This is a genomic window from Paenibacillus sp. FSL R10-2782 (assembly GCF_038592985.1).
Taxonomy (GTDB): domain Bacteria; phylum Bacillota; class Bacilli; order Paenibacillales; family Paenibacillaceae; genus Paenibacillus; species Paenibacillus terrae_C.
The window spans coordinates 1,150,850-1,175,852 of record NZ_CP151951.1; the positions used below are offsets into that span (position 1 = coordinate 1,150,850).

Annotated in this window: 27 protein-coding genes and 1 other annotated feature; of the genes, 13 read left to right on the top strand and 14 right to left on the bottom strand. The window is 46.2% G+C overall.

Annotation, left to right across the window (positions count from 1 at the left end; translation table 11 throughout):
* Positions 1–156: 156 nt before the first annotated feature.
* A complete protein-coding gene (locus NST83_RS05185; RefSeq protein WP_342416833.1) occupies positions 157–1,428 on the top strand; it encodes a methyl-accepting chemotaxis protein in 1,272 nt (423 codons plus the stop codon).
* 79 nt (positions 1,429–1,507) lie between these two features.
* Here NST83_RS05185 and NST83_RS05190 read toward each other — a convergent pair whose 3' ends face one another.
* Positions 1,508–1,720 (bottom strand): hypothetical protein, encoded by a 213-nt coding sequence (locus tag NST83_RS05190; RefSeq protein WP_342416834.1) that lies wholly within the window; start codon positions 1,718–1,720, stop codon positions 1,508–1,510.
* Positions 1,721–1,810: 90 nt separating this feature from the next.
* On the opposite strand from NST83_RS05190, the gene NST83_RS05195 reads away from it, so the two are divergent.
* The 3 genes from NST83_RS05195 (at position 1,811) to NST83_RS05205 (ending at position 4,987) form a co-directional block, all read left to right on the top strand.
* Positions 1,811–2,623, top strand: coding sequence for a TIGR02206 family membrane protein (locus NST83_RS05195; RefSeq protein WP_342416835.1), 813 nt, complete (start codon positions 1,811–1,813; stop codon positions 2,621–2,623).
* A 200-nt stretch (positions 2,624–2,823) separates the two neighbouring features.
* Positions 2,824–4,260 carry an N-acyl-D-glucosamine 2-epimerase gene (locus NST83_RS05200; protein ID WP_342416836.1) on the top strand — a complete coding sequence of 479 codons (1,437 nt, stop codon included), beginning with the start codon at positions 2,824–2,826 and terminating at the stop codon, positions 4,258–4,260.
* Positions 4,261–4,315: 55 nt separating this feature from the next.
* On the top strand, positions 4,316–4,987 hold the full coding sequence (locus tag NST83_RS05205) for an MgtC/SapB family protein (protein ID WP_342416837.1): 672 nt from the start codon (positions 4,316–4,318) through the stop codon (positions 4,985–4,987).
* 173 nt (positions 4,988–5,160) lie between these two features.
* Here the strand turns inward: NST83_RS05205 and NST83_RS05210 are convergent, their stop codons facing one another.
* Together NST83_RS05210 and NST83_RS05215 are read right to left on the bottom strand one after the other, a co-directional pair.
* Positions 5,161–5,838 carry a peptidylprolyl isomerase gene (locus NST83_RS05210; protein ID WP_137061725.1) on the bottom strand — a complete coding sequence of 226 codons (678 nt, stop codon included), beginning with the start codon at positions 5,836–5,838 and terminating at the stop codon, positions 5,161–5,163.
* A 331-nt stretch (positions 5,839–6,169) separates the two neighbouring features.
* A complete protein-coding gene (locus NST83_RS05215; protein ID WP_342416838.1) occupies positions 6,170–6,427 on the bottom strand; it encodes a YqkE family protein in 258 nt (85 codons plus the stop codon).
* A 131-nt stretch (positions 6,428–6,558) separates the two neighbouring features.
* Here NST83_RS05215 and NST83_RS05220 point away from each other — a divergent pair, with 131 nt between their 5' ends.
* On the top strand, positions 6,559–7,791 hold the full coding sequence (locus NST83_RS05220; RefSeq protein ID WP_342416839.1) for an MFS transporter: 1,233 nt from the start codon (positions 6,559–6,561) through the stop codon (positions 7,789–7,791).
* A gap of 131 nt (positions 7,792–7,922) precedes the next feature.
* On the top strand, positions 7,923–8,126 hold the full coding sequence (locus tag NST83_RS05225; RefSeq protein ID WP_137061728.1) for an aspartyl-phosphate phosphatase Spo0E family protein: 204 nt from the start codon (positions 7,923–7,925) through the stop codon (positions 8,124–8,126).
* 83 nt (positions 8,127–8,209) lie between these two features.
* On the opposite strand, the gene NST83_RS05230 is transcribed toward NST83_RS05225, so the two are convergent.
* Positions 8,210–9,112 carry an EamA family transporter gene (locus NST83_RS05230; RefSeq protein WP_342416840.1) on the bottom strand — a complete coding sequence of 301 codons (903 nt, stop codon included), beginning with the start codon at positions 9,110–9,112 and terminating at the stop codon, positions 8,210–8,212.
* A gap of 159 nt (positions 9,113–9,271) precedes the next feature.
* On the opposite strand from NST83_RS05230, the gene NST83_RS05235 reads away from it, so the two are divergent.
* Complete coding sequence (locus NST83_RS05235) at positions 9,272–10,117, top strand: TrmB family transcriptional regulator (RefSeq protein WP_342416841.1); 846 nt, start codon at positions 9,272–9,274, stop codon at positions 10,115–10,117.
* An 83-nt stretch (positions 10,118–10,200) separates the two neighbouring features.
* Here NST83_RS05235 and NST83_RS05240 read toward each other — a convergent pair whose 3' ends face one another.
* Complete coding sequence (locus NST83_RS05240) at positions 10,201–11,826, bottom strand: nucleoside hydrolase-like domain-containing protein (protein ID WP_342416842.1); 1,626 nt, start codon at positions 11,824–11,826, stop codon at positions 10,201–10,203.
* Positions 11,827–12,039: 213 nt separating this feature from the next.
* A complete protein-coding gene (locus NST83_RS05245) occupies positions 12,040–13,125 on the bottom strand; it encodes a bifunctional 3-deoxy-7-phosphoheptulonate synthase/chorismate mutase (protein ID WP_342416843.1) in 1,086 nt (361 codons plus the stop codon).
* 86 nt (positions 13,126–13,211) lie between these two features.
* Positions 13,212–13,483: a binding site (T-box leader), on the bottom strand.
* A 159-nt stretch (positions 13,484–13,642) separates the two neighbouring features.
* Between NST83_RS05245 and NST83_RS05250 the strand changes: the two genes are divergently transcribed.
* Genes NST83_RS05250 through NST83_RS05260 form a run of 3 tightly spaced genes read left to right on the top strand, consistent with a single transcriptional unit; the run spans position 13,643 to position 15,899 of the window.
* Entirely contained in the window at positions 13,643–14,503 is an 861-nt protein-coding gene (locus NST83_RS05250; RefSeq protein ID WP_137061733.1) for a carbon-nitrogen hydrolase family protein, read from the top strand.
* Between the two features lie 16 nt (positions 14,504–14,519).
* Positions 14,520–15,191 carry a GNAT family N-acetyltransferase gene (locus tag NST83_RS05255; RefSeq protein WP_342416844.1) on the top strand — a complete coding sequence of 224 codons (672 nt, stop codon included), beginning with the start codon at positions 14,520–14,522 and terminating at the stop codon, positions 15,189–15,191.
* Positions 15,192–15,227: 36 nt separating this feature from the next.
* Positions 15,228–15,899, top strand: coding sequence for a GNAT family N-acetyltransferase (locus tag NST83_RS05260; RefSeq protein WP_342416845.1), 672 nt, complete (start codon positions 15,228–15,230; stop codon positions 15,897–15,899).
* Positions 15,900–16,001: 102 nt separating this feature from the next.
* On the opposite strand, the gene NST83_RS05265 is transcribed toward NST83_RS05260, so the two are convergent.
* A complete protein-coding gene (locus NST83_RS05265) occupies positions 16,002–16,187 on the bottom strand; it encodes a hypothetical protein (protein WP_342416846.1) in 186 nt (61 codons plus the stop codon).
* 36 nt (positions 16,188–16,223) lie between these two features.
* Positions 16,224–16,484, bottom strand: coding sequence for a hypothetical protein (locus NST83_RS05270; RefSeq protein WP_342417879.1), 261 nt, complete (start codon positions 16,482–16,484; stop codon positions 16,224–16,226).
* 347 nt (positions 16,485–16,831) lie between these two features.
* Between NST83_RS05270 and NST83_RS05275 the strand changes: the two genes are divergently transcribed.
* Positions 16,832–18,721 carry a HAMP domain-containing sensor histidine kinase gene (locus tag NST83_RS05275; protein WP_342416847.1) on the top strand — a complete coding sequence of 630 codons (1,890 nt, stop codon included), beginning with the start codon at positions 16,832–16,834 and terminating at the stop codon, positions 18,719–18,721.
* Between the two features lie 87 nt (positions 18,722–18,808).
* On the opposite strand, the gene NST83_RS05280 is transcribed toward NST83_RS05275, so the two are convergent.
* Both NST83_RS05280 and NST83_RS05285 read right to left on the bottom strand, forming a co-directional pair.
* Positions 18,809–19,045 carry an NHLP leader peptide family RiPP precursor gene (locus NST83_RS05280; protein ID WP_014280157.1) on the bottom strand — a complete coding sequence of 79 codons (237 nt, stop codon included), beginning with the start codon at positions 19,043–19,045 and terminating at the stop codon, positions 18,809–18,811.
* 75 nt (positions 19,046–19,120) lie between these two features.
* Positions 19,121–20,056 carry a hypothetical protein gene (locus tag NST83_RS05285; RefSeq protein WP_342416848.1) on the bottom strand — a complete coding sequence of 312 codons (936 nt, stop codon included), beginning with the start codon at positions 20,054–20,056 and terminating at the stop codon, positions 19,121–19,123.
* Between the two features lie 191 nt (positions 20,057–20,247).
* On the opposite strand from NST83_RS05285, the gene NST83_RS05290 reads away from it, so the two are divergent.
* On the top strand, positions 20,248–20,778 hold the full coding sequence (locus NST83_RS05290) for a hypothetical protein (RefSeq protein WP_342416849.1): 531 nt from the start codon (positions 20,248–20,250) through the stop codon (positions 20,776–20,778).
* 50 nt (positions 20,779–20,828) lie between these two features.
* Here NST83_RS05290 and NST83_RS05295 read toward each other — a convergent pair whose 3' ends face one another.
* Together NST83_RS05295 and NST83_RS05300 are read right to left on the bottom strand one after the other, a co-directional pair.
* Positions 20,829–21,701: a (Fe-S)-binding protein gene (locus NST83_RS05295; protein WP_342417880.1), complete on the bottom strand. Its 873-nt coding sequence runs from the start codon at positions 21,699–21,701 to the stop codon at positions 20,829–20,831.
* 132 nt (positions 21,702–21,833) lie between these two features.
* Complete coding sequence (locus NST83_RS05300; RefSeq protein WP_342416850.1) at positions 21,834–22,289, bottom strand: MarR family winged helix-turn-helix transcriptional regulator; 456 nt, start codon at positions 22,287–22,289, stop codon at positions 21,834–21,836.
* Positions 22,290–22,561: 272 nt separating this feature from the next.
* Between NST83_RS05300 and NST83_RS05305 the strand changes: the two genes are divergently transcribed.
* The gene (locus tag NST83_RS05305; RefSeq protein ID WP_342416851.1) at positions 22,562–23,338 is read left to right on the top strand and encodes a hypothetical protein; all 777 of its coding nucleotides are present in this window, start codon (positions 22,562–22,564) and stop codon (positions 23,336–23,338) included.
* A 117-nt stretch (positions 23,339–23,455) separates the two neighbouring features.
* Here the strand turns inward: NST83_RS05305 and NST83_RS05310 are convergent, their stop codons facing one another.
* Both NST83_RS05310 and NST83_RS05315 read right to left on the bottom strand, forming a co-directional pair.
* Positions 23,456–23,932 carry a L,D-transpeptidase gene (locus tag NST83_RS05310; RefSeq protein ID WP_137061742.1) on the bottom strand — a complete coding sequence of 159 codons (477 nt, stop codon included), beginning with the start codon at positions 23,930–23,932 and terminating at the stop codon, positions 23,456–23,458.
* A gap of 203 nt (positions 23,933–24,135) precedes the next feature.
* Positions 24,136–24,582, bottom strand: coding sequence for an AbrB/MazE/SpoVT family DNA-binding domain-containing protein (locus tag NST83_RS05315; RefSeq protein ID WP_170970781.1), 447 nt, complete (start codon positions 24,580–24,582; stop codon positions 24,136–24,138).
* Positions 24,583–25,003 lie beyond the last annotated feature (421 nt).

Consider the following 25,003-nt stretch of genomic DNA (forward strand, 5'->3'; position numbering starts at 1 on the left):
CGGTGCATGTTATTTTGGCTGTTAAGGTGGAGGGTCTAAAGTCTCTCTATCTTTATGCTCATAAAAAAGGTTGTCTGTGAAAAATACCACTAGAATTGTAGCAATTATATGGTAAAATGGAATCAAATTCGAGTTTTTTGGGGTGGGCTACATTACATGAAAATGTCACTAGGTACGAAAATGGTTGCTGCATTTGTCGCTATTTCTGCAATAACCTATGGAACAAGTGCTTTTTTTATTTTTGCACTCAAGGACTGGCTTGCTCAAGGCACGCAGGAATGGCTGTATATCTCAATCATTTTGCTATTGGGTGTTCTGTGGAGTGGCATTTTGGGGTGGTTGATCTCTAAACTCCTCACTCGTCCGATTGCTAGACTGGCAAAGGCGGCAGAGGAAGCCTCGGCAGGGAATCTGTCCGTAGTCATTCCTGAGCGTCGTTCAGATGATGAAATCAAGGTGCTTTATGATGCATTCCGGCGTATGATGCTAAACATCAAGGATATGTTTAACGAGATTTCGTACAGCTCAAGAGCGACTTCGCAAAACGCGGAAAACCTTAGTTCCGCTATTGTACAGGCTACCACACAGATTGAGTCCATGACTTCGGTGGTGGAGGATATTTTGGAAGGCGTAGAGCAGCAAAGGGATGCGTCTGTCCAATCTATTGAAACAGCGGATCGAATGCTGGGTGATTTTAAAATGATGCGCAGCAAGTCGGGCCATATGCTGGAGCTGTCAGGCCATATGGAGCATTCGGTCGATTCGACTCAGACGGTATTTTCATCCCTGATGGAGGGAATGGGGGAGTTGACTGCTTCTCATGGCCGTTCGCAGCAGGTCATTGCACGACTGGAAAAGGAAGCTTCACAAATTGAAGCGATTACAAGCACTGTCAAGGATATCGCAGAACAAACTCATTTGCTGGCGCTGAACGCCTCCATTGAAGCCGCACGTGCCGGAGAAGAAGGTAACGGGTTTGCCGTAGTCGCTCACCAGATTCGCGCGTTGGCTTCACAAAGCACAGAATCGGTGCAGCAAATCAATGCCATCGTTAGCCGTGTGCAGTCGCAAATTGTGGAAACGGTACAATTAATGCACCAGCAAACATCACTGGTCAGCGCTGAGGCGGAACGGACAAGCTCGGTGGATCAGACGTTGAGTCGTTTGAACTCGATTGTGCGTGAATTTGTCGAAGGTATTCGCTCAATGGAAGAAGCTGTGACGGAGCAGACGAATCGGGTAGATCAAACCTTTGAGCAGATCAATCGTATTCAGCAAATGTCAGGGGCATTCTCGGAAGGTGCACACAAGATTTATACAGCCGCTCATGAGGAAACGGCTATTATGCAGGAAATTTCGTCTTCTTCCGAGGATTTGAAAGTGCTTACGAACAAGCTCATGATGAAAACTCGTGGAATGCAGCTGTAGAACGTGACGTGTCAGAAAAAGCAAATATAGCCGCTATACACCGGAAAACGAAGCAAAATGGTTCTCCGGTGTGTAACGGTTATTTTTTAATTTCAAAAAACTCACATTGTTTTCTGGGATGGTAGGCCAGATCACTGACACTGGATTGCACGACGATGGTTTGATCGTCAAAACGGATAATGACTCCGCCCGAACCAATCAACTGGTCATCCTGAAATATGCGGACACGAAGATGGCGTTCCAACGCCTCGGTGAAATCCTGATCTGTCATCAAACGGCGATTAATGGGCATGAGGGTCTCCTTTGAATATGATATCTTTTATCATAAAGGCTAAGGTGTCGAACAAGCAAGAAAGAGAAAAAGGATAGAAGGGGGCTTTTTATGGACAAGCCGTGGTCATGTTCCTGGTTCGATGCCACTGCGCCGGAAGGATTCGAGGCTTTTACTTCCTCACATGTGCTGGCTGTACTAGGGCTTATTTTATGTGCTTTACTGCTTTGGCTGACTCGGGGCCTGATTCAGTCGCATAAGCTGTTAAGTGAGGGGATTCGCTGGCTCCTGGTTACCATACTCATTCTGTCAGAGGTAACTCTGAATATTTGGTATGTGACCCAGCACATTTGGAATGCTGAGACGTCATTGCCGCTGGAGCTGTGCAGTGTGACGCTGCTGCTATCGATTGTGATGTTGATTTTCCGCAGTCGCTGGCTGTATCCGATCATACTTTTTGCCGGAATTGGAGGAGCGCTTCAAGCGGTACTCACGCCTAATTTGGCATACGCTTTTCCGCACTATCGTTTTATTCATTTTTTTGTGGCTCATAGTGCTATTATATGGGCTGCCTTGTACATGACATGGATCGAAGGGCTGAAGCCGACGTGGAAGGGCGTTGGGGGAGCGATGCTTTTCCTCAATGGCTTGGCGCTGATCGTTTGGACCGTAGATGATGTACTCGGAGCAAACTATATGTTTCTTGCCGGAAAGCCGTCAACACCGTCGATATTGGATGTTTTGGGACCGTATCCGCTGTATATTCTGGCAGAAGAGGTCATTGCACTGTTATTCTTTTCTCTTATGATGTTGCTGTTCGAGGTGCTGCCTGGAGGCAGGCTGTATGCCCGCTTTCGCAAAGGAGCTGTGTACAGAGCTGAACGTCTTGGGGAAGATCATAGCACGGAGAAAACACTGCGTTGAGGGGCCAGTGATTTCCTCCTCATCCGCACATAAGCTAACCTGACTCGTTATTCCAATACCTCTGATTGATGATGGTGAAACAGTATGTGCTGCATTTCTGTCTGTAAGTCTGCATTTTCACGGAATTTGCGAAGTATGGTAACATAGGCGAACCAGCAGGAGCATATAGCGAAGAAGACGGGTAACGGAGGTGGATTCAATTGAGCTATAACAGAAATGACGGGACACAACCAACAGAATCTATAGCACTGACCGGAAAAATAAAGCCGTGGGCGTTGAGCGGCCCCAGTATTCAAATAGATCCGTTATTTCCCTACTACGCGAACCGTTCGCGGGACAGTATAGCCGATGAAATCGCCCTTGCAGGCTACCGGACCGTTCATTATTTTGTTGTGCGTGAAAATGAAGTAGATGGGGCGCTCGTTGCCGCCTTTCAACGCAGGGAAATCGCGGTATGGGCGATGGTGCTTGGCAATGGTTCCTTTGGCGTGTCACAGCTGCCGCCAGAGTGGAAGGGATGGCGCATGGAACTGCTACGCGAACCGAATGACGGGTTTCAGCGGCTTTCGCATTTTGCACAGGAGTATGTGGAGTGGAAAAAGAAAGCCGCTGCCCGGCTGGTCACCGACATTCCGTTTGACGGGTTCGAGGTGGCGGAGCCTTATTTCCCCGAATGGAACGGGCTGCGCAGTGGAGTGTACGGGGATATCGGTCCGCATGCCCGGCGGGCCTTCCGCGAGCGCAGCGGAGAGGACATTCCGGATTTCCGCGACAAGCATACGCGGAATTACTACCGGAAGGTCCCCGAGCTGTACGCTCGGTGGGTCGATCTGCGCGTGGACGCCGTGAACGCGCTGATCGGCGAGCTGGTGAACGGCGCAGGCGGCGTGCGTGATGTCCGGCCGGACATCTGCGTGGCGACGTGGTCGCTGGCCGTGAACGGACGCGGCGATGTGCCCGGCCAGCTACGGGAATGGCAGGGTCTGGACGCGGTAGCGATGATCGGGTGCGTAGCCCCGGATATGCATGTGCTCCAGACCCATTGGCCGGACTGGATGCGCCGCCGCCTGCCGCCGCATTATATTGGCGGCTACGCCCGCATAGCGCAGGCGGTACGCGCCGCTTATCCGAATCTGCCCCTCGGGGTGCAGGCGGATATTGGTTCACTCGCGAGTATGGTTCGGGACCGCGAATGGACCCGGCGGTTTGGGGCTACCGCCTTGGAGGGCGGTTATAACACCTGGACCGCCTATGAATACCATCTGGGCGGCTATATGTATGATGAGCCGCCCATCCCGCTCCGTGCGGAAAGATCGACCGCAGATGATGAGGTGGTCGTTTCTTTCAGCAAGCGAATTGCCGCGCCGTCTGTGAATGAGCTGCGTGTCTGGAGCCGGGAGAGTTTGACTGGTGCAACGGGTGACCTGATTCGCACAGGCGGGAACGATTCATTGAGGCCATTAGAGCTTGTGGATGCAGCGGCAGACGGTAACCGTCTACTGCTACGTATATGTAATTTGCCGCCGAGGGCGTTCAGCCTGAGACTTGAAGGGGTACAGGATACACCGGAGCTATGGCTGCTCAAGGGAAGGAAGGCACATCACAATCTGCCGGAGCATGAAGTGCAAGTTCTTTAAAATTTGGGTAATAACATCTGTTCAAGAAATAAAATGTAGTGGAGTGAACAAGAGTATGTGGGATTGGGATTATTTGATTCGCGTTATGTTTGCTGGCTTGTGCGGCGCGTTAATCGGCTATGAACGCAAAAGTCGGATGAAGGAGGCGGGCATTCGCACGCATTTCATTGTCGGTATCGGCGCGTCGCTCATGATGGTAGTATCCAAATACGGTTTTCAGGATCAAACAGCTTGGTCGAACCTGTCGCTGGACCCTTCCAGAATAGCGGCACAGGTCATTAGCGGCGTCGGATTTATCGGCGCAGGGATGATTTTCACACAAAAAAATAGAATCAAAGGTCTGACCACTGCCGCAGGTATTTGGACTACCGCCGGGATTGGTATTGCTGTGGGTGCTGGTATGTACGGGCTTGGCGCAGGGGTAACCCTTTTTATTTTGGCAGCACAGTCTTTGCTCCATAGCCGTTTTTATCAGCTTGCTACTCCGTCTACGCGGCAAGTGATTGTCCAGGTTGAAAATGAGCCGGGCGTACTGAATCGGATGAAAGAACTGCTGGAGCACAAGAAGCTGACTATTCACAGCTTTCACGCCGAGCGCATCAATAACGGCGAGCAGCTGATTATTCATATGGTTTTAAAGCTGTCCCGGTCAGAGGGGACGGAGGAGCTGTTGTCGTTGCTTCAAGAGATGGAGGGTATTCGTTCGGTAGAAACCAAATCCAATTAAACGGCTAACCGTGAAAAAGCTAAAAATAATGATTGAAAACGCTTCCTTTAGTGTATATACTCTTACTACATCACAGAGGAAGCAGCCAAATAAACGTTATAATGGAACACGATAAGCATCTTTTGTAGAACACATAAAACGACCCTATGCATACGCACAGGGTCGATATGATCTTACTTCACTTTGATTGGAGCAGGGTATTTCTTACCCAGCGTGTCCACAGTTACTTTTTTCATCGTAGCTGGCTTGATGGGTTTATCATTGCTGTCACGCTTGGAGTTCACGATGGCATCTACGACATCCAACCCGGACGTTACCTTGCCGAAAGCAGCGTATTGACCGTCAAGGTAATCCGCATCGGCAACCATGATGAAAAATTGCGATCCGGCTGAATCCAGATCCGCTGAGCGGGCCATGGATAGTACGCCGCGCGTGTGCTTGAGCGTATTGTTGACACCGTTGCTCTTGAACTCGCCTTTGATGCTGTAGCCGGGGCCGCCTGTACCGTTACCCTGCGGATCGCCACCCTGAATCATGAAGCCGGGGATGACACGATGGAAGATCGTACCGTTGTAAGCGCCCTTTTGCACCAGGGAAATGAAATTGTTAACGGTATTCGGTGCTACTTCTGGATACAGCTCAAGTTTAATCTTTTTACCGTCGTTCATGACAATCGTGACGACAGGATGGGAAACAGGTTTGCTTTTGTCTTTAGTCGCGGCAGGGGTTGTACTGCTTGTCCGGCTTGCGGCTTCTACATCAGTCGCTTTTGTGCCACATCCAGCAACCAGCACGAGCATGGTGGCCAGCAGGCATAGCATATACCAGGGACGTATCTTTTTTCGGATCATTTGTATTCCTCCTGAAGGGTTAGATGTGTAAAATTCTAAATTATAGTTTGGGGCAGCGCAGAGCACTTTTCCATTTTCTATCATACCTTTTTTTGTTGGGATTAGGAAATACGGGTTTGAATATCGTATTCTTGACCCATACTGCTGCTATTCCTAAGGAAAGGGGCAGGATCATGATGGAGGTAGACAAAAAGCTGGCTAAAGGTCTCATATGGGGGATGGCGCTCAGTCTGCCGGTTTGGGCAGGGGTGCTGTACTCGGTACAACACATCCGTGACTGGCTATAATATAATCAAGCGTGGAGATAGGCCAAAACCGGGATGGTTTTGGCTTATTTATATTTGTGCCAGTCCAAGTTGCTGTTATTCAGCAGATGCTCGAAGTTGTTGTCCAGCTTCTTCTGCTCTGCTTTTTTTGCTTCGAGGGCACGCTGCCGTTCGTCTTCCTTGCGCTTGTCCTGCTCTGCCTGGGCTTCATTGGCCTGAGCCTTGAGCTTATTCAGCACGTCCTGACTCAACAGATCCTTTAACGTAGCAGGTTTATCCTGAGCCGCTGGAGCGGGAATCGACGAATTTCTCTTTTTAGCCATGTCATCATCTCCATTCCATTCGATTATATCAGCTTCTTGGTCGTTGTTCCACGGGTGAAGGGTAAGGTTTGCTGTGGACTTTTCTAATTTAGAGGTTAATAATGGAATAAGGAGAAGGGACGTGTAGCATCATGCATCTATATTGGAAGCGAAACCTGGTCGTTTTGTGGATCGGTGTATTTTTTTGCAGCATGGCCTATTCCGTATCCATTCCGTTTTTACCTATTTTTCTGAATACGGAAATGGGTGTGACCGATCATCTGGAGCTGTGGGCTGGGATCGCTTTTGGGGTTACCTTTTTAGCCAGTGCGCTGATTGCCCCGTTTTGGGGTTCGCTCGCAGATAAATATGGACGGAAGCCGATGCTGATTCGTTCAGGCTTTAGTTTGGCGGCATTATATTTGATATGTGCCTTTGTGACTGATCCGTATGTGTTCGTAGGGGTACGGCTGTTTCAGGGCCTGCTCTCCGGGTTTATTCCTGCTGCCATCGCATTGGTCGGAACGGGCTCGCCTGAGGATAAAACAGGTTATGCACTCGGCATTATGGCAACCTCCGGGGCGACGGGTAGCATCATTGGTCCGTTGATTGGCGGCGTGGTAAGCCATTATTACGGCAATCGAAATGCCTTTTTATTCTCTGCGGGACTTGTGCTGGTCTCGGCGCTAATTGCGACCTTTGCCGCTAGAGAGGACAACTTCAAGGGAACCAGTACCCGCTCGCATGTCCGTGATGATATCAAGGAGGCCATTGCTAATCGGCCTTTGTACTTTCTGCTTATACTGGCTGGATTGAGTACCTTTTCCGTCATGATCTTGGAGCCATTGATTACGGTATATGTTCTGGAAATGGGAATTGATCGTAGTCGAGCCTCTTTAAGCTCTGGAATTGTATTCTCTGCCGTAGGCATTGCAGCGGTGTTAATGGCTCCCCGCTGGGGGCGGATTGGTGGACGGATTGGATTTGCACAAGTACTGCTGATCGGGCTGATTGGCTCGGGAGTGGGCAATATTTTGCAATATTATGTATCGAATTTTATCGGCTTTGGTGCGCTGCGATTTGGGTACGGATTGTTTTATGCTTCCGTCGTCCCGGCTATCAATGCAATGACTGTTGAGGTCACCAAACCGGAGTTTCGCGGGCGAGCCTTTAGCTTGAATCAGTCGGCGACACAACTGGCGATGATGGCAGGGCCGCTCATTGGCGGCTTGCTCGGTAGCTGGATGCCGATCCGCTGGATCTTTGTGTTAAACGGTGGAATGCTGCTGGTTGCGGCGTTGCTGCTATGGGTGAAGGGAAGGGGAGTTTTCCACGCCTCTGCCCCAAATAACGCAACGGATCGGGATGTTCGTCCTGCCGGATAGATGGAGTATAGACAACTGTTCGATGTGCATAACAAGTTTTGTTTCAAAATAGATAATTATCCCAAACCTTTACTTTTAGTAAACTTATTCATAACCCTCTAAACTAAGGATACGACAAGGAGGGTTATATAATGATAAGGGACGACATTTTGCGACAACGGTTGGAGAGAGCTCGACAAAAGCTGTATATTTTGCAAGCAAAACATGGCTTCAGTCACGCCAGCGTGCTTAGACAATCTATGATTCTGGACAAGCTCATTAATCAATATAACCGCCTTTTTTATGTGAGGATTTTGCAAAATCCTGAGGTAAAAGAAAAAAAGCCGACTGCATGAATGCAACCGACCCGGGCGAGAAACATGATAAGGTCACTCGCCCTTTTATTGTAGCACCAGGATACATAATATACTTCCCCGTTCTATTTGCTGCTTGGTTGCTGTGCACTGAGTAGGACACCTAGGATAACGACCAGGCCGCCAATAATTTGTCGCCACGAAATGGTTTCCTGCAACAATAGAACAGAGAATAATACCCCGAATATAGGTACCAAGTTCATTAATGAAACGGAACTGCTTGGTGATAGCTTGATTAATCCGTAATTGTAAAGCAAAAATGCGATAACGGAACAGAATACGCCCAGATATACTAACAACATAAACGATCCCGTTGTCGGAGCTTGCCAGCTATCTTGTTCAATGAGTGCCAGAGGTATAAAGAAGATACTGCCTGCTACGGTTTGATAAAAAGATAAAGTCACGGGCGGGTATTTGTCCACAACCTTGCGCGTCATGAAAGTATAAAATGCCCACGCAAAACCAGTTCCAATCAATATTAAATTTCCGATCAGTTCATTCTTTCCATTCGAGCTTCCGCCTACCGAGGTCAAAAAATATACCCCGATCATAGCCAGTGCAATGCCGATAATTTTATATTTGGACAGCTTCACTTTATATATCATGAGTTCAAGCAACGATGTGATCGCTGGATAGGAGGCGACAATCAATGCTGCGTTGGAAGCTGTAGTCAGGCTTACTCCTATATTCTCCATTGAAAAATAAAGAGTGATTCCCAAAACACCGCTAAATGCAATAATCGCTAAATCCTTTGGCTTAATTTTGACAAATTCCTTTCTTATAAGCAAAACAATCCCTAAGACAACAGAGGCTATCATAAATCTGGTTAGTCCCAACGTAAGAGGGGGGAACGTAGTATACGCCGCTTTTGTGGCAATAAACGATGTGCTCCAAATCAGCAGGGCCAGAATGGTAGCACTGTAATAGATACGGTTGCTGTTGCTGTTGATGGCTATGACTTTGTTCAAGTGAAATCCTCCCTGACATGATCTCATATCAAATGAAATATGAGTAGTTACTTGAGTAGCTACTTTAGTGACTACTAATAAAAAGATAGTGGGTATATCGGTTTTTGTCAAGGGGAAGTGTTATAGTAAGGTTGAACATGAATTTGAGGAGAATGCGTCATGAAACCAAATGTGTTAGAAATTCTGCGGGATCTGAATTTTACGGAATATGAAGCTAAAGCTTATGTGACCTTGTTGGAAAGCTCTCCACTTTCGGGATATGCCGTGTCATTGAATTCCGGCGTGCCAAGATCTAAAATTTATGAGGTATTATCAGGAATGGTTCATCGTGGGGACATAATGGTAAGTCAAGATAATACACCGTTATATGTACCACTCCCGCCCCATGAATTGATTGCCCAGAGAAAACGCAAAGCAGAGCAAATTTTTAATGTAGCGCAAGAGACATTGGAGCAGTATACAGCATCGTCCCAAAACAGAGAGAATATTTGGAATATATCGGGTTATGAAGCCATTATAAGTCGCATACAAGAAGGAATTAAGGGAGCCAAGCACCGTATCTTAATGGAAATTTGGAAAGAGGATGCCGAGGTATTCAGAGCTGCTTTAGAGCAAGTCGCCCGGGAAGGGGTTGAGATTTTCATTGTAGCTTACGGAGATCTTAACTTTGAATTCGCCACCATTTACCACCATGATATGAGTGAGGAGATTACGTCCGAAATTGGTGGACGATGGATTGTACTCAGCGTAGATGATCGGGAGGTTGTGGCTGGTATACTTTCACTCGGGGATGATAGCCGTGCTGCATGGACGATGCATCCGGGGCTTGTGATGCCGATTACGGAAGTGATTATTCATGATGTTTATATTATGGAAATCATGTATGAGTTTCGTGAAGAGTTGGAAGCCAAATTCGGCCCTAATCTTATCCATCTTCGCAATAAATTCGCGATGGGTCCAAATGGCAAAGGATATTATGTCCCTTTACCTGAAAAGAAGGCTTAGACGAATATGCAATGGTCCAAATGCATAAATAAAAGCTCATGGAGTGTGAATTCCATGAGCCTTTTCATTGGACGTTCCGTCCGTTATTTTACAGTTACAATCACACGTTGGTAATGTTTTAGCTGATGCTTTCCATTGTCTTGTACTTCTGCGATGATATGAATCGTATTTCCAGACTTGGCATCTGCGGGAACTGCAAAGCTTACCGTATTTGTATCGTTGCCTTGCAGGTCAATCGTATTTAATTTCTCGCCCTTGGCGACTTCTCTATGAAGTCCAAGCTGCATGTTACCTATCAATTCAGGCTTCACTTCCGCGGGTTTTACTTTAGAATCTTCATACGTATCGGCTTCAAAATATCTCCACCATTTATAGGTTAATTGATCGCCGTCCGGATCTGATCCTTCTGCATGCAGTGTTATTTTCTCACCGGGACTAGCGGTTATATCTAATCCTTCTTTAATGCTTAAAGTTGGATTATGATTGGCATCTTTATAGTCGGATGCAATCGCCCAATCTGCACGAGCTGCAAAGTCATTTTGAATATCATCAAACCATCTCATCAGAGAATATTCCGCTTCAAATTTTTTCGTATACACATCATAGTCTAACACGGTATTTCTAAATAATTTATCGTTAACCACACCGAAACGACCTCCCCAGCCACCATAGGTTGGGTTTTCCATACTCCGCAGACCGTTATCAATCAGATAGAAGAATGATGGAGAGTCTCCTTCAGAGATAAAATCATATTTATCATATTGTGGATTTTTCTTTAAATAAGCCTCACTGCCTCTTTGTTCTTCAGCCAATTCACCTGGGATCATTTTTCCATCGCCCATCAAAGCGTACATATCGAGCAATTTGCCGTGACCATTTTGGATATTCTTGAAGTTCCAATCCCCGTGTAGCTTGCTGTTGACTTCTTCCGTGTGCATTTTCCAAGCGTATGCAAAATGCCAGAAGTTAGATTGATCATTGATAATTCTGATGTTCGGCCAATTTTTTGCAATGTACTTATTGTAGCTGTCATCCTGATCCAAAATGATATAAAGAACGAGCTTATCGCTCACCTTTTTTTGGATATCAGCCCATTGAGCTGCATTTTTGTATTCGTCCTCTATGGATTTTAAAGCTCTGGCTGTCGTATTTGTGCCACCCCAGGTTTGTACATATAAATCTCTTTTATCATCATCCAGGAAGAGATTTTTAAGGAAATTAGATCCTTCGGTTTCTTTGTCCATCTCACCTTTGTATGAAATATTGCCGATCTTGGTAACGCTTTTAATATATTCAGGCTTTGGATATCCTTCGGCTTGTTTAGTCAGATTAGGGTAAATTTCTCCATAAGCATCGATCATATCCGTTACCCATTGAGTTCCAGTCCATCTGAATGGCTTTATGCCTGCTTTTTCATCACCGGCATAATGGTATACGGAACTGGTCAGTACGATACCGGACAAGTCCATTTCATTGGAATAGAGGAGGAAGCGAATAACCGAATTCATATCATCGACTTCTCCATCGGTCGTAATAACGGTTCTAGCCTTCGTCGCTTTAGCTTCTACTTTATTGTCCACTTGTTCTTTGGCCGGAGTAGCTTTTTCATCCTTTGCAACAGCAGGAGCTTTTCCGCCGCTGCAACCACTAATGATCAAAATACATATCATACCTAGTAGGAAAACGTTTAACCATTTTCTTTCTCTCATTTCTTTTCCCCTTCCTGAACGTACACATGATGTTTTTTAGGATTAAGACTATATATACATTGATGGTTTTATATCTAATTTTAGGTATAAAAAAAACCTAAATACATTATGCGCAAAAAGAAATTGAGCATACATGTATCTAGGTTTTGCCTGCATTATCAGTCACAATCCTGACTTAAATATTACATCATAATCCGAGAAAATGAAAGCGATTTATTTCACTTTGAACAAACCGGATTCTTTTACTTCGGACAGGAAATTGTGGAATTCAGGAATATTCAGCTGTTGCTGGGCATCAGACAAAGCGACTGCCGGGTTCGGATGGACTTCTACCATGATCCCGTCAGCTCCGGCAGCAAGTGCAGCCTTGGCGCAAGGGGCCAGGATGTCCTTACGTCCTGTGGAGTGGGTCACGTCGACCAGAACAGGCAGATGACTTTCCTTTTTCAAAATCGGCACGGCGGAAATGTCCAGCGTGTTGCGAGTCCATTTCTCATACGTACGAATACCGCGTTCGATCAGCATGACTTGCGTATTACCACGGGAAACGATGTATTCCGCAGCATGAAGGAATTCTTCCATTGTAGCAGCAAGTCCGCGTTTGAGCAGGATCGGAGTTCTTGTTTCGCCGGCAGCTTTAAGCAGCTCGAAGTTATGCATATTACGCGCACCAATTTGAATGATGTCGATGTATTGGATCGCTTCCTCCAAATGTCTTGGGTCGACGATTTCACTGATGGTAGCCAGTCCCAGCTCATCACCTACGCGTTTGAGAATTTGCAGACCCTCAACGCCCAGTCCCTGGAAATCATATGGAGACGTACGTGGCTTGAACGCGCCACCACGAAGAATCGGAACGCCCGCCTCTTTCAGAGCTTCACCGACTTCACGAGTTTGCTGGTAGCTTTCCACCGAGCAGGGACCTGCAACCATAACGGAGGCTTTGCCACCAACAAGCGTGTCCTTAACCTTGATGACTGTGCTATCCGGCTGGTTTTTGCGGCTAACGATCAGATGCTTTTTGTGCTCTTCTTTTTGATAGTTCAGCGAAGCCTTGAAAATATTTTTGAACAGCTGGCGGATCGTAGCGTCGTCGAATGGTCCACGGTTCGCGGCGGTCAGCTTGTCCAGCATTTGTTGCTCGCGGACCGGATCAAAGTCAGGCACCCCTTGAGCTTCCTTTAATTTACCAAGTTGTCCGGCCAGTTCAGCACGCTGCGACAGCAGCTCCAGCAATTGCAGGTTGGTAGCATCGAGCTGTTCCCGCAGCAGCTCCAAAGAATTTTCATTTGTCGACATACATAACATCCTTTCCCGAATAAAAATTGTTTTTTCTGTCAATCGATAGACCTTTTTTCAGAAAATAACACAAAAAGGCACTCGCCGCAAGGGACGAATGCCGTGGTACCACCCTAATTACAGAAGTATACATACAAGTTGTCAACGTCATTCTAGCTGACAGTAGCAACTTCTGAGCTTGATGCCCGTAACGGGGGCTTCCGGAAACCTCTAATGCAGATAAGAAAATGAATCTTATGCTGGTTCAAGGCTCGACTCGGGAGTGAATTTCAACGCGGGATTTCGGTACGCTCTCAGCAATGCGTACCTTTCTGTGGAAATCCGGTAGACGTTTACTTGTCTCCGTCCATGTCTTTGTTCATGTGATTCAAAGAGTTGTCCTTATTTTAAACAAAGTAGGTGCAGAAGGCAAGACCTGTTTGTCAGGTTCGGTTCTCGCCCAGCTTTGAATCGGTTATAATGTGAACAGCAACGGGAATCCCTGCCATCTAAAAGACGTTATATACAAGGAGGAATTATGAGCAAAATCAGAGTATCGGCGGTTCAATACCATCTGCATACGATTGATTCGTTCGAGGAATTTGCCCTTCAATCGGAGCATTATATCAAAACAGCCGAGGAATTTGGTGCAGAATTTGTTCTGTTTCCCGAGTTTTTTACGACCCAGCTCATGTCGATCGGTGACGGTCAAGGCAAGGCGCTGACCATTAACGACCTGCCGGATTTTACAGATCGCTATCTTGAATTATTCACTTCATTCGCCCGCCGGACCGGGATGCATATCATCGGCGGTACCCATGTAGTGCAACGAAACGGACGTTTATATAATACGGCACACCTGTTTTACCCGGACGGACGTGTAGTCACTCAGGACAAAATTCACATCACACCGACTGAGGTGCATGAATGGAATATGGCTCCCGGCGAGGGGCTAAGCGTGTTTGAGACATTCAAGGGTAAAATAGCGATGCTGACCTGCTATGATATTGAATTTCCCGAAATCGTACGCATGGCGAAGGCGAAGGGAGCAGATATCATTTTCTGTCCATCCTGTACGGATGATCGCCATGGCTTTTACCGGGTACGGTATACAAGCCACGCCAGAGCGGTTGAAAATCAGGTTTATGTGGTTTTGACAGGCACGGTAGGCGCTTTGCCTACAGTTGATTTTATGCGGGCCAATTATGGACAGGCGGCAGTCATTACACCGAATGATATTCCATTTCCGCCACGCGGCATTATGGTAGAAGGCGAGTTGAACAACGATATGATCGTTACCGCCGATCTGGATTTGCAGCTATTGTATGATGTGCGCGAGCGCGGCTCAGTGACCACATGGCGTGACCGCCGTACGGATTTGTACACAGACTGGAGCTAACGAAAGGAAGAGCGTCATGTATCGCAAAGAATGGTTTGTCTTTGACGGAGATCGACCGTTGCGGGCGGTCATCCGTAATTATTCCATAGCCGATTATGAGGGGCTGCTGCGTATTCAGCAGGAGAGCTTTCCGCCGCCCTATCCGCAGGAGCTGCTGTGGAGCCGGGAGCAGATTGCAAGTCAGGTTGAGCATTTTGCAGATGGAGCGCTGTGTGTGGAAATTGAGGGGGAACTGGCGGGTTCGGTTACCAGTCTGTTGATGCATTATGAGCCGGAGCATCCCCAACATACATGGGAGGAAGTCGCGGACGACGGTTATATTCGTACCCATCGTGAGGACGGTAACGCGCTGTATGTGATCGACTTGGCCGTTCGTCCCGCTTATCGTAGACTGGGGCTGGGCAAGTGGTTGATTTTTTCCTTATACCATCTTGTCATTCAACTTAAACTGGATCGTTTGTTAGGCGCAGGACGCATGCCCGGTTATCAGCATCATGCCGACCAGTTAAGCGCAGAAGCATATGTAGATGCTGTGGTTTCCGGCGAGCTCAAAGACCCGGTGTTAACGTTCCTGCTTCGTTGCGGACGGGTGCCCGTTTGTATCATGCCTGATTATCTGGACGATGAACAATCGCGTAATTATGCGGCCTTGATGGAATGGCGAAATCCGTTTCATACCGATCACTGAATCACTACATCACTACATAAAAAGGAGTATGCCCATATGGAATATCATCGTATTACCCATATAGAAGACCCGCTATTTGCGAGCATGCATCAGTTAATGCAGGAGGTATTCCCACCGGAGGAAGTGCTGGAGTATAGTCTGTGGAAAGAACCGTTGGAAGACCCGGGCATCCGTGTCTTTGTCGCCGTACAGGATCAAAAGGTGGTCGGTGCAACCGAATATCGCTACTACGAGGATTTTAATGTAGCCATGACGGACTTTACGATCATTGGACAGCCAGGGCTCGGTATTGGTCGTTTCCTTTGGAAGCATCGTCAGGCTGATTTGCATTCGCTTGCTCAGGCCAGCGGACAGCGGTTGCAGGGGATGTTTGCGGAAATTTATGATCCTTATCGTGGCAATGATCATATCTTTGGCGGCGTCAAGCCGATGGACCCGTATGTACGGCGTGAGGTACTATCTCATCTGGGCTACAAACGACTGGATCTGGACTATGTACATCCATCCTGGAATAACGATGGCGTCGCTGTAGAAGGGCTGAATTTGGGCTTTATGCCCGAGGATGACAGCGTAAACGAGGTGAGCGCAGCGTTAGTGGCTGCCTTCCTGCGCCGCTACTACACGGTGTTGTCGAATAAGCCTGCGGTATGGAATGAAATGGTCGAGGGGTTGGAAGCCCAATCAATGATCGCGCTGTTGCCCTTGTAAAAAATACGAATATAGAAAGGGTGCTCCGAGCAAGCCAGCCATTCATTCATCATCTGTGTGGCTTGCGGAGGCACCCTTTTTACTTCCATAGGTGTTCCCTGATCATGCCTGGTCCTTGAGTACGGGCTTTGCCGATGCAATGCCTCGCGGAATGTTTTCGACAAGATGTTGCTCGGTATCATCTGTATTGGACTTGTCCGCAGACCTGCGGTCGTCCTCTTCCACAGGATTCAAGGCTTTGTAATGTTTATATGCCATATCCGCCTGAGACATAGGATCTTTATACATAACGGACCTCAACTCCTTTTGGTTGTAGATAATTCATTACCCTTTTGAAAGGCTCGGCAACCGTTCGTCATCATCATTCCCATCGGCGCCATTCAGTAAATCCGTGCCATGTACAAATTCCGCTGGAGCGGAAGGGTCAATAGGGCTGTCCGGGGAAAGATCATCGGCATCAGGAATGTTTTCCAGTGGAGTATCCAGTCCGTCGGTCAGGTTCTCCCAATTCTTTTCTGCATTTTGCAGGGAAGGCTCACAATCGTTGTCATGAAGCTCATCATTTATATGATCTCGGTTTGCCATCATACTCCAACTCCTTTGTTCGTTTATTGCTTATTCCGACCTTATCCAAACGGCAGAACGATTAAACCTTGGGTTAGTGTGTCTGTACGAGGCTAAAATCATGCCAAATCGGGATGTTGCCATTCCCAATGAACGTTTTTTTCCGTAACTGCTGTGATATGATAAGAGGACAGGAAATGATCATAATCAATAAAATTTGACAAAAAATGAGTAAAAAGAACATGATATCCTTCTTATGAAGAAGGTATGAACATCATCGTATAGAATAATATTATTCCAGGACGTTGAAAAATGATAAAACGCATACAATTTTGTGAATCCTACTATGTAACTTTGAGGTGCTTAACATGAGGCTTGTGCCCAAAGCTGTCACCGCCCTGCTGGCGGTCATTGTAATACTGTTGTCGATAGGTTTACCCGCCTATGCGGCCAAAACGACCCCTGAAATGGAATATCGGATACCCTCCTGGGATATGAGATGGGGAGTGGAAGGGGAGGATGGATCACTTGATGAGGTGCGGGACCCAAGCAAAGTTTGGATGCATATTAATGATGATTCACAGTTGCTCAAGCAGCCGCGGAACACTGGCTCTGCCTGGATTCGTATTCGGCTTCCAGCGTTGAATGATGAAACGCCAGCAGTGCTTTTTGAAAATATTTATGGTAGACATATTACGCTGTATAAGGACGGTATCAATTTTTATGAGTCCTATCGCGGGTACAATTATGAAAATAATCGTATTCTGATCCCGCTTAAACCGGAAGACAGCGGTAAAACATTATACATATGGACGGAAAGCAGCAAGAACAGACTGGGCATTACCGGAAATGTGATGACTGGCGATTATCGTTATTTGCTGGGAACCTTGGTCAGAATGGATGTTCTGGATATCGTACTGGGCAGCACCTTTATATTTATAGCTCTGGTGCTGCTGATCTGCTCATTTTTTCTGTTCCGTCCAAGCATGGCAATGTGGCTGTCCCTAAGCGCAATCGTGCTGTCTATTGGTCTGATGATCGTGACGTATTCACCCTTCCTGTATACGTTCTATCGCAGCTACGGCAAGCTCTATTTACAACTTTTTGATGTAGGGTTATTTATTCTGCTGCCCTCATTAGCTTACTTTTTTGAACAAAATATCAATTCAATCATACTGATTCGCAAATTTAGAAAAGTGCTGACATTTTACTCCTTGTTCTGCTTTACAATGATGATTGTGAATTTAGGGGTACAGGAGCGGTTAAACGATGTATATTATTTTTTTAGTGTAATTATCCTGTGTGTTTTACTCGTGGCATTACTTGTGTTGCTGGTATTTGCTTCGATTCGCATGGCGCTTAAGGGAGATCACGAAGCGATCATTTTATCGATAGGCTTTGCATTTTTCGCTGTCATTTCCATCGGTGAACTGACCTGGTTCTTCATCAGAGACGGACACTACAATATGATTCTGTGGAAATGGGGCGTGTTCGGCTTTGTTCTGGCACTGATTGCGATTCTGGGCAGAAGACTGGCAGAGAAGCATAAGCAGGTGGTTCGGTATTCCAGAGAGCTAGAGATGTTCAATAATGAGCTTCAGCGTTCGGAGAAAATGGAGATTATTAGCGATCTGGCTGCATCTGTAGCTCATGAAGTACGCAATCCGCTTCAGGTTACTCGTGGTTTTCTCCAGTTGATGAGCAAGCAGGAGGATGGAAAAAACAAAGACTATCTGCATATCGCGCTGGAAGAGCTGGATCGTGCCTCGGGGATTATCACCGATTTTCTGACATTTGCCAAGCCTGAATTTGAGCAGACCACAACGTTGTCCATCCTGGATGAATTTAAGCATATTGAAGGAATCATCAGTCCGATGGCTAATTTGCAAGGCGGCAAAATTTCTTTGGATATTCCCCAGGAAATCAAAGTTCGCGGGAATTCCTCCAAGTTCAAGCAGGCATTCATCAACATTATTAAAAACAGCATTGAAGCGTTGCGAGATCAGGGTCATATTCATATATGGGCTTATGTGGAAAACGGAGAAGCTGTTATTCATATTCGGGATAATGGCGAAGGGATGGATGCGCAGACCTTGTCGAGACTGGGTGAGCCTTACTTTTCCAATAAGACCAAAGGCACAGGGTTGGGCATGATGGTGACCTTCCGGATTATTGAAACGATGAACGGAAAAATTTCTTTTACAAGTGCAAAAGGGGTGGGAACAGAAGCGACCATCCGCTTCCCCGTAGCCGGATAATATCCGGCTTTTTGTGCTAGGGAAAACGGAAGGAAGCTTGCTGAACCCACCCGCATGGTGTTTAAGGATTATCAAACAAAAACAAGTTTACCACATGGAGCGTGGTTTCTGGGATGAAGCGAGCACACCGGAAGGGTCTGGAGGGATGACCAGATAAAATTGATCTGGTGTTTCCTCTAATGTTTTGATTTGGATATGATCGGGGATAACGACTCCTAACACATCACGGATTGCAGACTTGGGATCTGTCATCAGTTTTTCTCTAAAACTGGCATCCTCCCACGCTTTTTGAATGACCTGTGTTTGAAGAACTTCAGTAGCCATCAAAAATCACCCTCTCATTCAATTGGTTATATTTACCTAGACAGTATAGCACGAAAGTATCGTAAAAATCTAGCACTATTTCATATTTTTGGAGAGCCAAAAATCCAGTCCGCCTCTTCGCAAATGCGAACGTCCGGCTTCAATTTCTGCCGCCTCTTCACCCAGTTCTTCTGCGATCGAACGCGTGAACATACGCAGTCCAGGGATGGCAGGCTCCAGATGCTCCAACTGCTGAACCGCTTGATCAGCAATGCTCACGTAACTGACAAGCGCCCCGCGTACATAAATCGCCTCCCGAATTTGCTCTGGTCCCAGTCCTTCGCGATAGGCCGTCTTCTGCTCGGCGCTGATGTGGGACAAAAGGCAGTTGTAGCTATTTTCCTCTAAGTCCTCCGACCAGTCGGCCCAGTCATCCGACATTTGGAGTACAACCAGCGCTGTATCTGTCATGTCTGTAATGGTCTGAATCAGGTCGGCCCGCCCTGCGAGCAGCAAAGCACCCGTCCCAGCCATTTTTAAGGGACTGGCTTTCAGCGCCACCTGACGCCGTTCCCCCTGAAAAAAGTCCTTTGCTCCCTCAGATGTCACACTAACGGCCCATTCACCAATATACGTTTGGGCATACGTCCAAAAAGGAGAGGACGCAGGAAAAAGGTCCCGGTATACGTCCAAGCATTCAGTATAGAACAATTGGCTTAAGGCGAGTTGCGTTTTGCGATTGTCTGCTGCTGTGTCCATCACATCGTCCTGAATCAAATAATGAGCCATGACGAACACGTTGCCCAGTGACAGCTTACGGCAAATTTCGGGAGCCAGCCCGGTGAGCTCCTGCAGCCAGAACGGAAGCAAATAGCATATGTAGTTGCGCGTGCTGTCTTCCCTTAACGGATTAAAACGGGCCAGATAGTCCAAGCCCTGACGCTGAAATGGAGCAGGAAACGCGGCTGTCCGTTCTTCCGCTTGACGGAAAACAATTTCCAATTCATCTTTGTATGCAAAATACCATTCCATCGCTATCACCTGCATCTCTTATAGATAATTTTATAGCGATATCTAGTTGTTACCTGCCATTATAAAATAGATTGCAATTTTCAACATTTTGTTATTTTTACATTAAGGATTTTATGAAAATCTGTAAAGTGAATAAAAAAAGCAGAAAGAGAAAATATAGTATGAAAAAGGACGAAAGAAGGGTCTGCATCATGAAAAACCAATGGAAATTGACCGCTGCTATCCTATATGGAGGGGTGATGATGTATGGGAGTGCAGGCGCTGCCGGAGCTTCCGGTGCTGAACCGGGCAACCCGTCGCAAGCTGCCGTTCCTAATGCTACAAGCCAAGGAGAAGCTCATCAGGGGAAGGCTGCACCACAGGATCATCACAGATCAGGACATGTTCATAGACATGGACACGAACATGGACATGGACATGGTAAAGGGCCAGGCGGCTGGAATTACCATTTGAACGAGAAGATCGCCAAGCTTCTGGGTATCACTCCTGCCCGGTTAGAGAATGAACTGGGACAAGGCAAATCGTTGGCCGATATTGCTAAAAGCAAAGGCATCAAAGAGGAACAGCTCATTGATAAGCTGAAAAATGAAATGACCGTGGATCTGAAACGGCTCGTGAACCGTAAAGGTCCGATTACATTCGACCGTAAGTCCGGGGCTCCACATGAAGCCCAATTGAAGCGGGAGCCAGGGGTCACCTCAACCTCGGTTAATGAAAACTAAGCTATGTACTAAAAAAACCTTGAGAATGGCGGTTCTCAAGGTTTTCATATTCACCGGGCGGTTCGCATCGGATTCCTGCTTTCACAGGGCACCTTGGTCTGGCACAGTCCGCAGCCGGCGCCCGATTCGGCTTCACCGCCGTTTAGCACCGCAAAGTCCCGCGATGCCTGGCCATACACAAATTTCATGCAGGCGATTTTGTCATGTCCGCCGTCCTTGCTGATCGCCTGCACAGGGCAGCGGGTAATGCACACACCGCAGGTGCCCTTGCTGCACAGCAGGCAGTTTCCGGTATGGCCTGTTGACGTTCTGGAATCAGGCGGCACTTGGAGATCGGTCACCACGGACAGCAGGCGGATGGCAATTCCTTTTTCGGTGATGAAGCCGTCATTAATACTGAAGGTGCCAAGACCCGCAGCATATGCAATGTGGCGCTCCGACCAATTGGAGACAGGCCCTCCTGCGGCACCATAAATGCTGTACCAATCCGTATCCAGCGGCGCAACCGCACGGTAACCAAGGTCTGTTAAATATCCCGTCAAATGCCTCCTTGCAGACTGTACAAAATATTCATCGCCGAAGGTCCGCAGCAGCGCCCATTCTTTGGAGGCTCTATCTTTTTGTGCGCGATTAGCCTTGCGGATCGTCTCGCTGATCGGCAGCACAACGCTGATAACGGTGCCTCCATCAAAACTCCCCATTCCGAAGGAATGTTCAAATGCTTCCTGCGGCGTGGCGTGGTCGGGTCCCACCACTCTTTTGTACTCCTCAAACAAAGGATCATTGGCCCCGGCAAATTGAATAATCGGCTCCTCGTAATAAGGACTCTGTAGTTCTTCACAAACATTGCCCTTGTCTTCGCTCACATAGGTCTTCATCTCGGCTGCGATGATTTCTCTCATATCAGGTACGGATTCAACCATCCTATCCACATCCCTCTCCGTGGTTATTGTTCACCAGCAAAGCATTCTTTCCTTGATACCGCGATAAACATTTTCAATCTTTTTCGTGTATATACACGAATTGAGCATCACCTCATGTAAGAAGGTGACTGATCACAAACCCAAATTTTCAATTTTGGATAAGAGTGCGGTCAGTATCTGCAGCTCCCCATTTCCCAATGACTCCTGCAAACAACGCTGCGCCTCCTCCCAAAGCTCTGCTGCGTCGTTGTATACCGTTCTTCCATTCTCCGTCAGAGTAAGGCAGCGGTTGCGACTGCCCTCAGCAGATATATCCTCCACATATCCGCTATGCTCCAGCGCCTTCAAATTACGTACAATCGTGGTTCGGTCGAGCCGCATCTCCAGCGCCAATTCACTTACACTTGCCGATCCCAGCGCAGCTAAGTGCTTGAGCAGTGAAAATTGGCTAATATGGAGTCCGCTTGGAGCCAGATATCGGTCATATAGTCCCGTAACAGCCATCGAGGAACGGCGCAGATTGATGCAGGTACAGACTGAGGCAGATCGCTCTTGCGAAGATTGCTTGTTTTTCCTTGTCGTTGCCATAGGTTCTCCATTCTTTGCGCTGTTTCGTGTATCTACACTATTTCAAAAATAACAGGTTTTGTCAGAGAAATTTGTCACAGCAGTCGGCTCAGTCGGTCTGTCAGGACGCTTTTTTATGCTCATTTAAAAATTTATGTGTAAAATTCTTGAGAAAAGCAACAAAATTTCGATTTGATCGTCTATGTATATAGATATCATTTTAGGAAAGGCTTGGAACAAATTGTGGTAATAAATATCAATAGGCCAATACATTTTATAAAGGAGCTATTCAAATGAAGAATGTAAGAGCAAAATACGCTACTGCTTTCCTGTCGAGCATGGTGCTTGTGGGCAGCTTGAGTGGTCTTTCTATGGCTAATGCAGGAACCCAAAATCCATCAGTATATCAGTCGATAACAAAATTTAAAAAGAGTGAGAGCCAAGGCCAAGTGATATGGAAAGAAAAGAATATTACGGTAACGGCGAAGAAAACGGAGCTGAAAAATGTACCAGGCTCTGAAAAAAGCGTTATTACATCCATAACGATCCAAAAAGGAGAAAAGATCTACACAATCAAAACAGATGGTTTTGATGATAAGCTGCGTGATATATCGAGTATTTCAGTATCACCTTCAAATGATTGGCTCGCTATACAAACACGACGTAGCGCAGGGGAGACGGTGCTGCTTATGGATTTGAAAAATGGAAAGCATCAAATATTAAATGACCAGTTAAGTGCTGCTGGCAAGAAAAATATTGAAACAATAAATTCCTATAATTGGTCACCAAAAACAGATCAACTTGCTTTCTCCTACGGAGATCCTGCCAGAAGCTCCATAGCCATTTACGATTCCCCAAAAGGTACGTTTACTTTTTTACCTAGAGAAACAGATTACATTAGTACAAGTTTAATTTTATGGAATAAAAATGGAGATCAATTAAACTATATAAGTGAATATCCATCGGATCAAAAAAGACTGTATACGTACTCTATGATCACTAAGAAAGTGAAGACTGTTAAAAAAATAAGTGAAAAAGAATTTCAACAATGGTTAAAGCTTGATAAATGAGCATGTTGCAACAATCCCAAGAGGGATTTCAAATCAGCAATAGATAGATGAAACGGTTTAGTTCGTCTATCTATTGAACGAGCAAGAAGGGCGGGAGTTGCTCCCGCCCTGTTTTTTTTAAACCTCGGAAATTGTAATTTTTCCTGAACTTCCGTTTGCCTCCAAGATTTGAATCAGTGCTTTCTGATTGCTATTCGAGAGTCGGATACAGCCATAGGTTGGGCGTAATGGATACCAAGTAGCGGAAGAGCTTGGAGCAGGATCTCCACCATGGATCATAATTTCATCTCGACCGTTCTGTGCAGCAATTAAGAAATTCCCACTTACTGCTTCATTTAGCCATACACGTTTGTAGGGACCATAAGAATACTCCGAAGAACCCTTAGCATAAACTTTACATTTAGCTACACCAGTAGGAATATCTGCATTTTTACGTTTCCAGTTGGTATGGTCGCCACCGTTCGCTTCATCATTTGACCCGCGCCCCAAAGCTTCGACAGGGCCAAATACCAGTGTACCGCTGTCATTGTATACTTTCAGAATACCTTTGTAATCCCGATTAGCCGGAAAATTAGCAAGAATGTGAAAACCCATTGTTATACGCCTCCAATTGTTTTATTGAGAGTGAATTTGATGGAGTCGCAAACACCAGAATGGCTCCACATTCTTTTTTGGTGTTTGTATCAATTTCGCCCTTCACTTAGATAGGTAATTTGGAGTCGATAAATACAACGAGTTATTCGTTTTTTTTTCAGGTTCATATCGTCCTTAAAAATGTGGATAATGGTGAGCGATGCCTATAACAGCTTTTTAAGCTGGGAAATACGGCCTTGTGACACGCCAAGCCATTTGGCATAATCGCCTTGCTTGGCTGTAGGATGCTCACTCATGAGTCTTCTTAGTTGTTCAGCCAGTTTTTTTGAAGACGACCGATTTGCTCTTTTTTCTTTGAACGGTTTCTTAACAACAGGAGCAGGTATTGGACTCACACCTATGTTCCCTTTCAGATCGAGAATGCATTTTTTACATAATAATGAAGCCCTGAAATAGGTTAAAGACTCAACCGAACTGCACAAGTTGCAGGCGACTCCAATATACTTCCGCATACTCAAAAATCCTGTTTCAACATCTACATAAAACTCTAAAGGATCGCCAACATCAATACCCATAGAGGTCCGCATTTCCTTAGGAATAACAATCCGGCCTAGCGTATCAAGGGAACGTGTCATACCTGTATTCTTCAAGTGATCTTCTCCTTTCTTAACCGTCACCTGCCTGATCGAACATTTTTGGTATGAGCTGACTTACACGGGCTTTAGATGACTCTTGAGCATATATCTACAGCTTGTACATATAAGAGAACTCTTAAAATAACTTAATCCCTCGGTAGATTGACAAAACTTACAAGACTGACCAATGTATTTTTTTAGGGATAGGATACCTTTTTCTTCATCTGTGAAAAATTCTATAGCATCATTTGCACAAATATCACAGGTTATGAGTATTTCTTTGGGAATTACGAGTCTACCAAAAGCTTCTAAATTTCTTGTCATTTTTGCGGCCATCATCCAATACTCTCCTATTAGAAATATAAAAATCAATTAAATAAAAGCATTTATTGTTGTTCCAGAAGATGGTATTATCATGAGTAGAAAAAAATAATTA

Bases quoted from the DNA above. Each gene is read 5' to 3' on its own strand.
- NST83_RS05245 (WP_342416843.1), bottom strand. From the start codon at position 13,125: ATGTCGACAAATGAAAATTCTTTGGAGCTGCTGCGGGAACAGCTCGAT.
- NST83_RS05290 (WP_342416849.1), top strand. From the start codon at position 20,248: ATGAAAAACCAATGGAAATTGACCGCTGCTATCCTATATGGAGGGGTG.
- NST83_RS05225 (WP_137061728.1), top strand. From the start codon at position 7,923: ATGATAAGGGACGACATTTTGCGACAACGGTTGGAGAGAGCTCGACAA.
- NST83_RS05190 (WP_342416834.1), bottom strand. From the start codon at position 1,720: ATGCCCATTAATCGCCGTTTGATGACAGATCAGGATTTCACCGAGGCG.
- NST83_RS05265 (WP_342416846.1), bottom strand. From the start codon at position 16,187: ATGTATAAAGATCCTATGTCTCAGGCGGATATGGCATATAAACATTAC.
- NST83_RS05255 (WP_342416844.1), top strand. From the start codon at position 14,520: ATGTATCGCAAAGAATGGTTTGTCTTTGACGGAGATCGACCGTTGCGG.
- NST83_RS05285 (WP_342416848.1), bottom strand. From the start codon at position 20,056: ATGGAATGGTATTTTGCATACAAAGATGAATTGGAAATTGTTTTCCGT.
- NST83_RS05295 (WP_342417880.1), bottom strand. From the start codon at position 21,701: ATGGTTGAATCCGTACCTGATATGAGAGAAATCATCGCAGCCGAGATG.
- NST83_RS05215 (WP_342416838.1), bottom strand. From the start codon at position 6,427: ATGGCTAAAAAGAGAAATTCGTCGATTCCCGCTCCAGCGGCTCAGGAT.
- NST83_RS05270 (WP_342417879.1), bottom strand. From the start codon at position 16,484: ATGGCAAACCGAGATCATATAAATGATGAGCTTCATGACAACGATTGT.
- NST83_RS05205 (WP_342416837.1), top strand. From the start codon at position 4,316: ATGTGGGATTGGGATTATTTGATTCGCGTTATGTTTGCTGGCTTGTGC.
- NST83_RS05195 (WP_342416835.1), top strand. From the start codon at position 1,811: ATGGACAAGCCGTGGTCATGTTCCTGGTTCGATGCCACTGCGCCGGAA.
- NST83_RS05305 (WP_342416851.1), top strand. From the start codon at position 22,562: ATGAAGAATGTAAGAGCAAAATACGCTACTGCTTTCCTGTCGAGCATG.
- NST83_RS05280 (WP_014280157.1), bottom strand. From the start codon at position 19,045: ATGGCTACTGAAGTTCTTCAAACACAGGTCATTCAAAAAGCGTGGGAG.
- NST83_RS05260 (WP_342416845.1), top strand. From the start codon at position 15,228: ATGGAATATCATCGTATTACCCATATAGAAGACCCGCTATTTGCGAGC.
- NST83_RS05220 (WP_342416839.1), top strand. From the start codon at position 6,559: ATGCATCTATATTGGAAGCGAAACCTGGTCGTTTTGTGGATCGGTGTA.
- NST83_RS05250 (WP_137061733.1), top strand. From the start codon at position 13,643: ATGAGCAAAATCAGAGTATCGGCGGTTCAATACCATCTGCATACGATT.
- NST83_RS05185 (WP_342416833.1), top strand. From the start codon at position 157: ATGAAAATGTCACTAGGTACGAAAATGGTTGCTGCATTTGTCGCTATT.
- NST83_RS05310 (WP_137061742.1), bottom strand. From the start codon at position 23,932: ATGGGTTTTCACATTCTTGCTAATTTTCCGGCTAATCGGGATTACAAA.
- NST83_RS05300 (WP_342416850.1), bottom strand. From the start codon at position 22,289: ATGGCAACGACAAGGAAAAACAAGCAATCTTCGCAAGAGCGATCTGCC.
- NST83_RS05235 (WP_342416841.1), top strand. From the start codon at position 9,272: ATGAAACCAAATGTGTTAGAAATTCTGCGGGATCTGAATTTTACGGAA.
- NST83_RS05210 (WP_137061725.1), bottom strand. From the start codon at position 5,838: ATGATCCGAAAAAAGATACGTCCCTGGTATATGCTATGCCTGCTGGCC.
- NST83_RS05275 (WP_342416847.1), top strand. From the start codon at position 16,832: ATGAGGCTTGTGCCCAAAGCTGTCACCGCCCTGCTGGCGGTCATTGTA.
- NST83_RS05240 (WP_342416842.1), bottom strand. From the start codon at position 11,826: ATGAGAGAAAGAAAATGGTTAAACGTTTTCCTACTAGGTATGATATGT.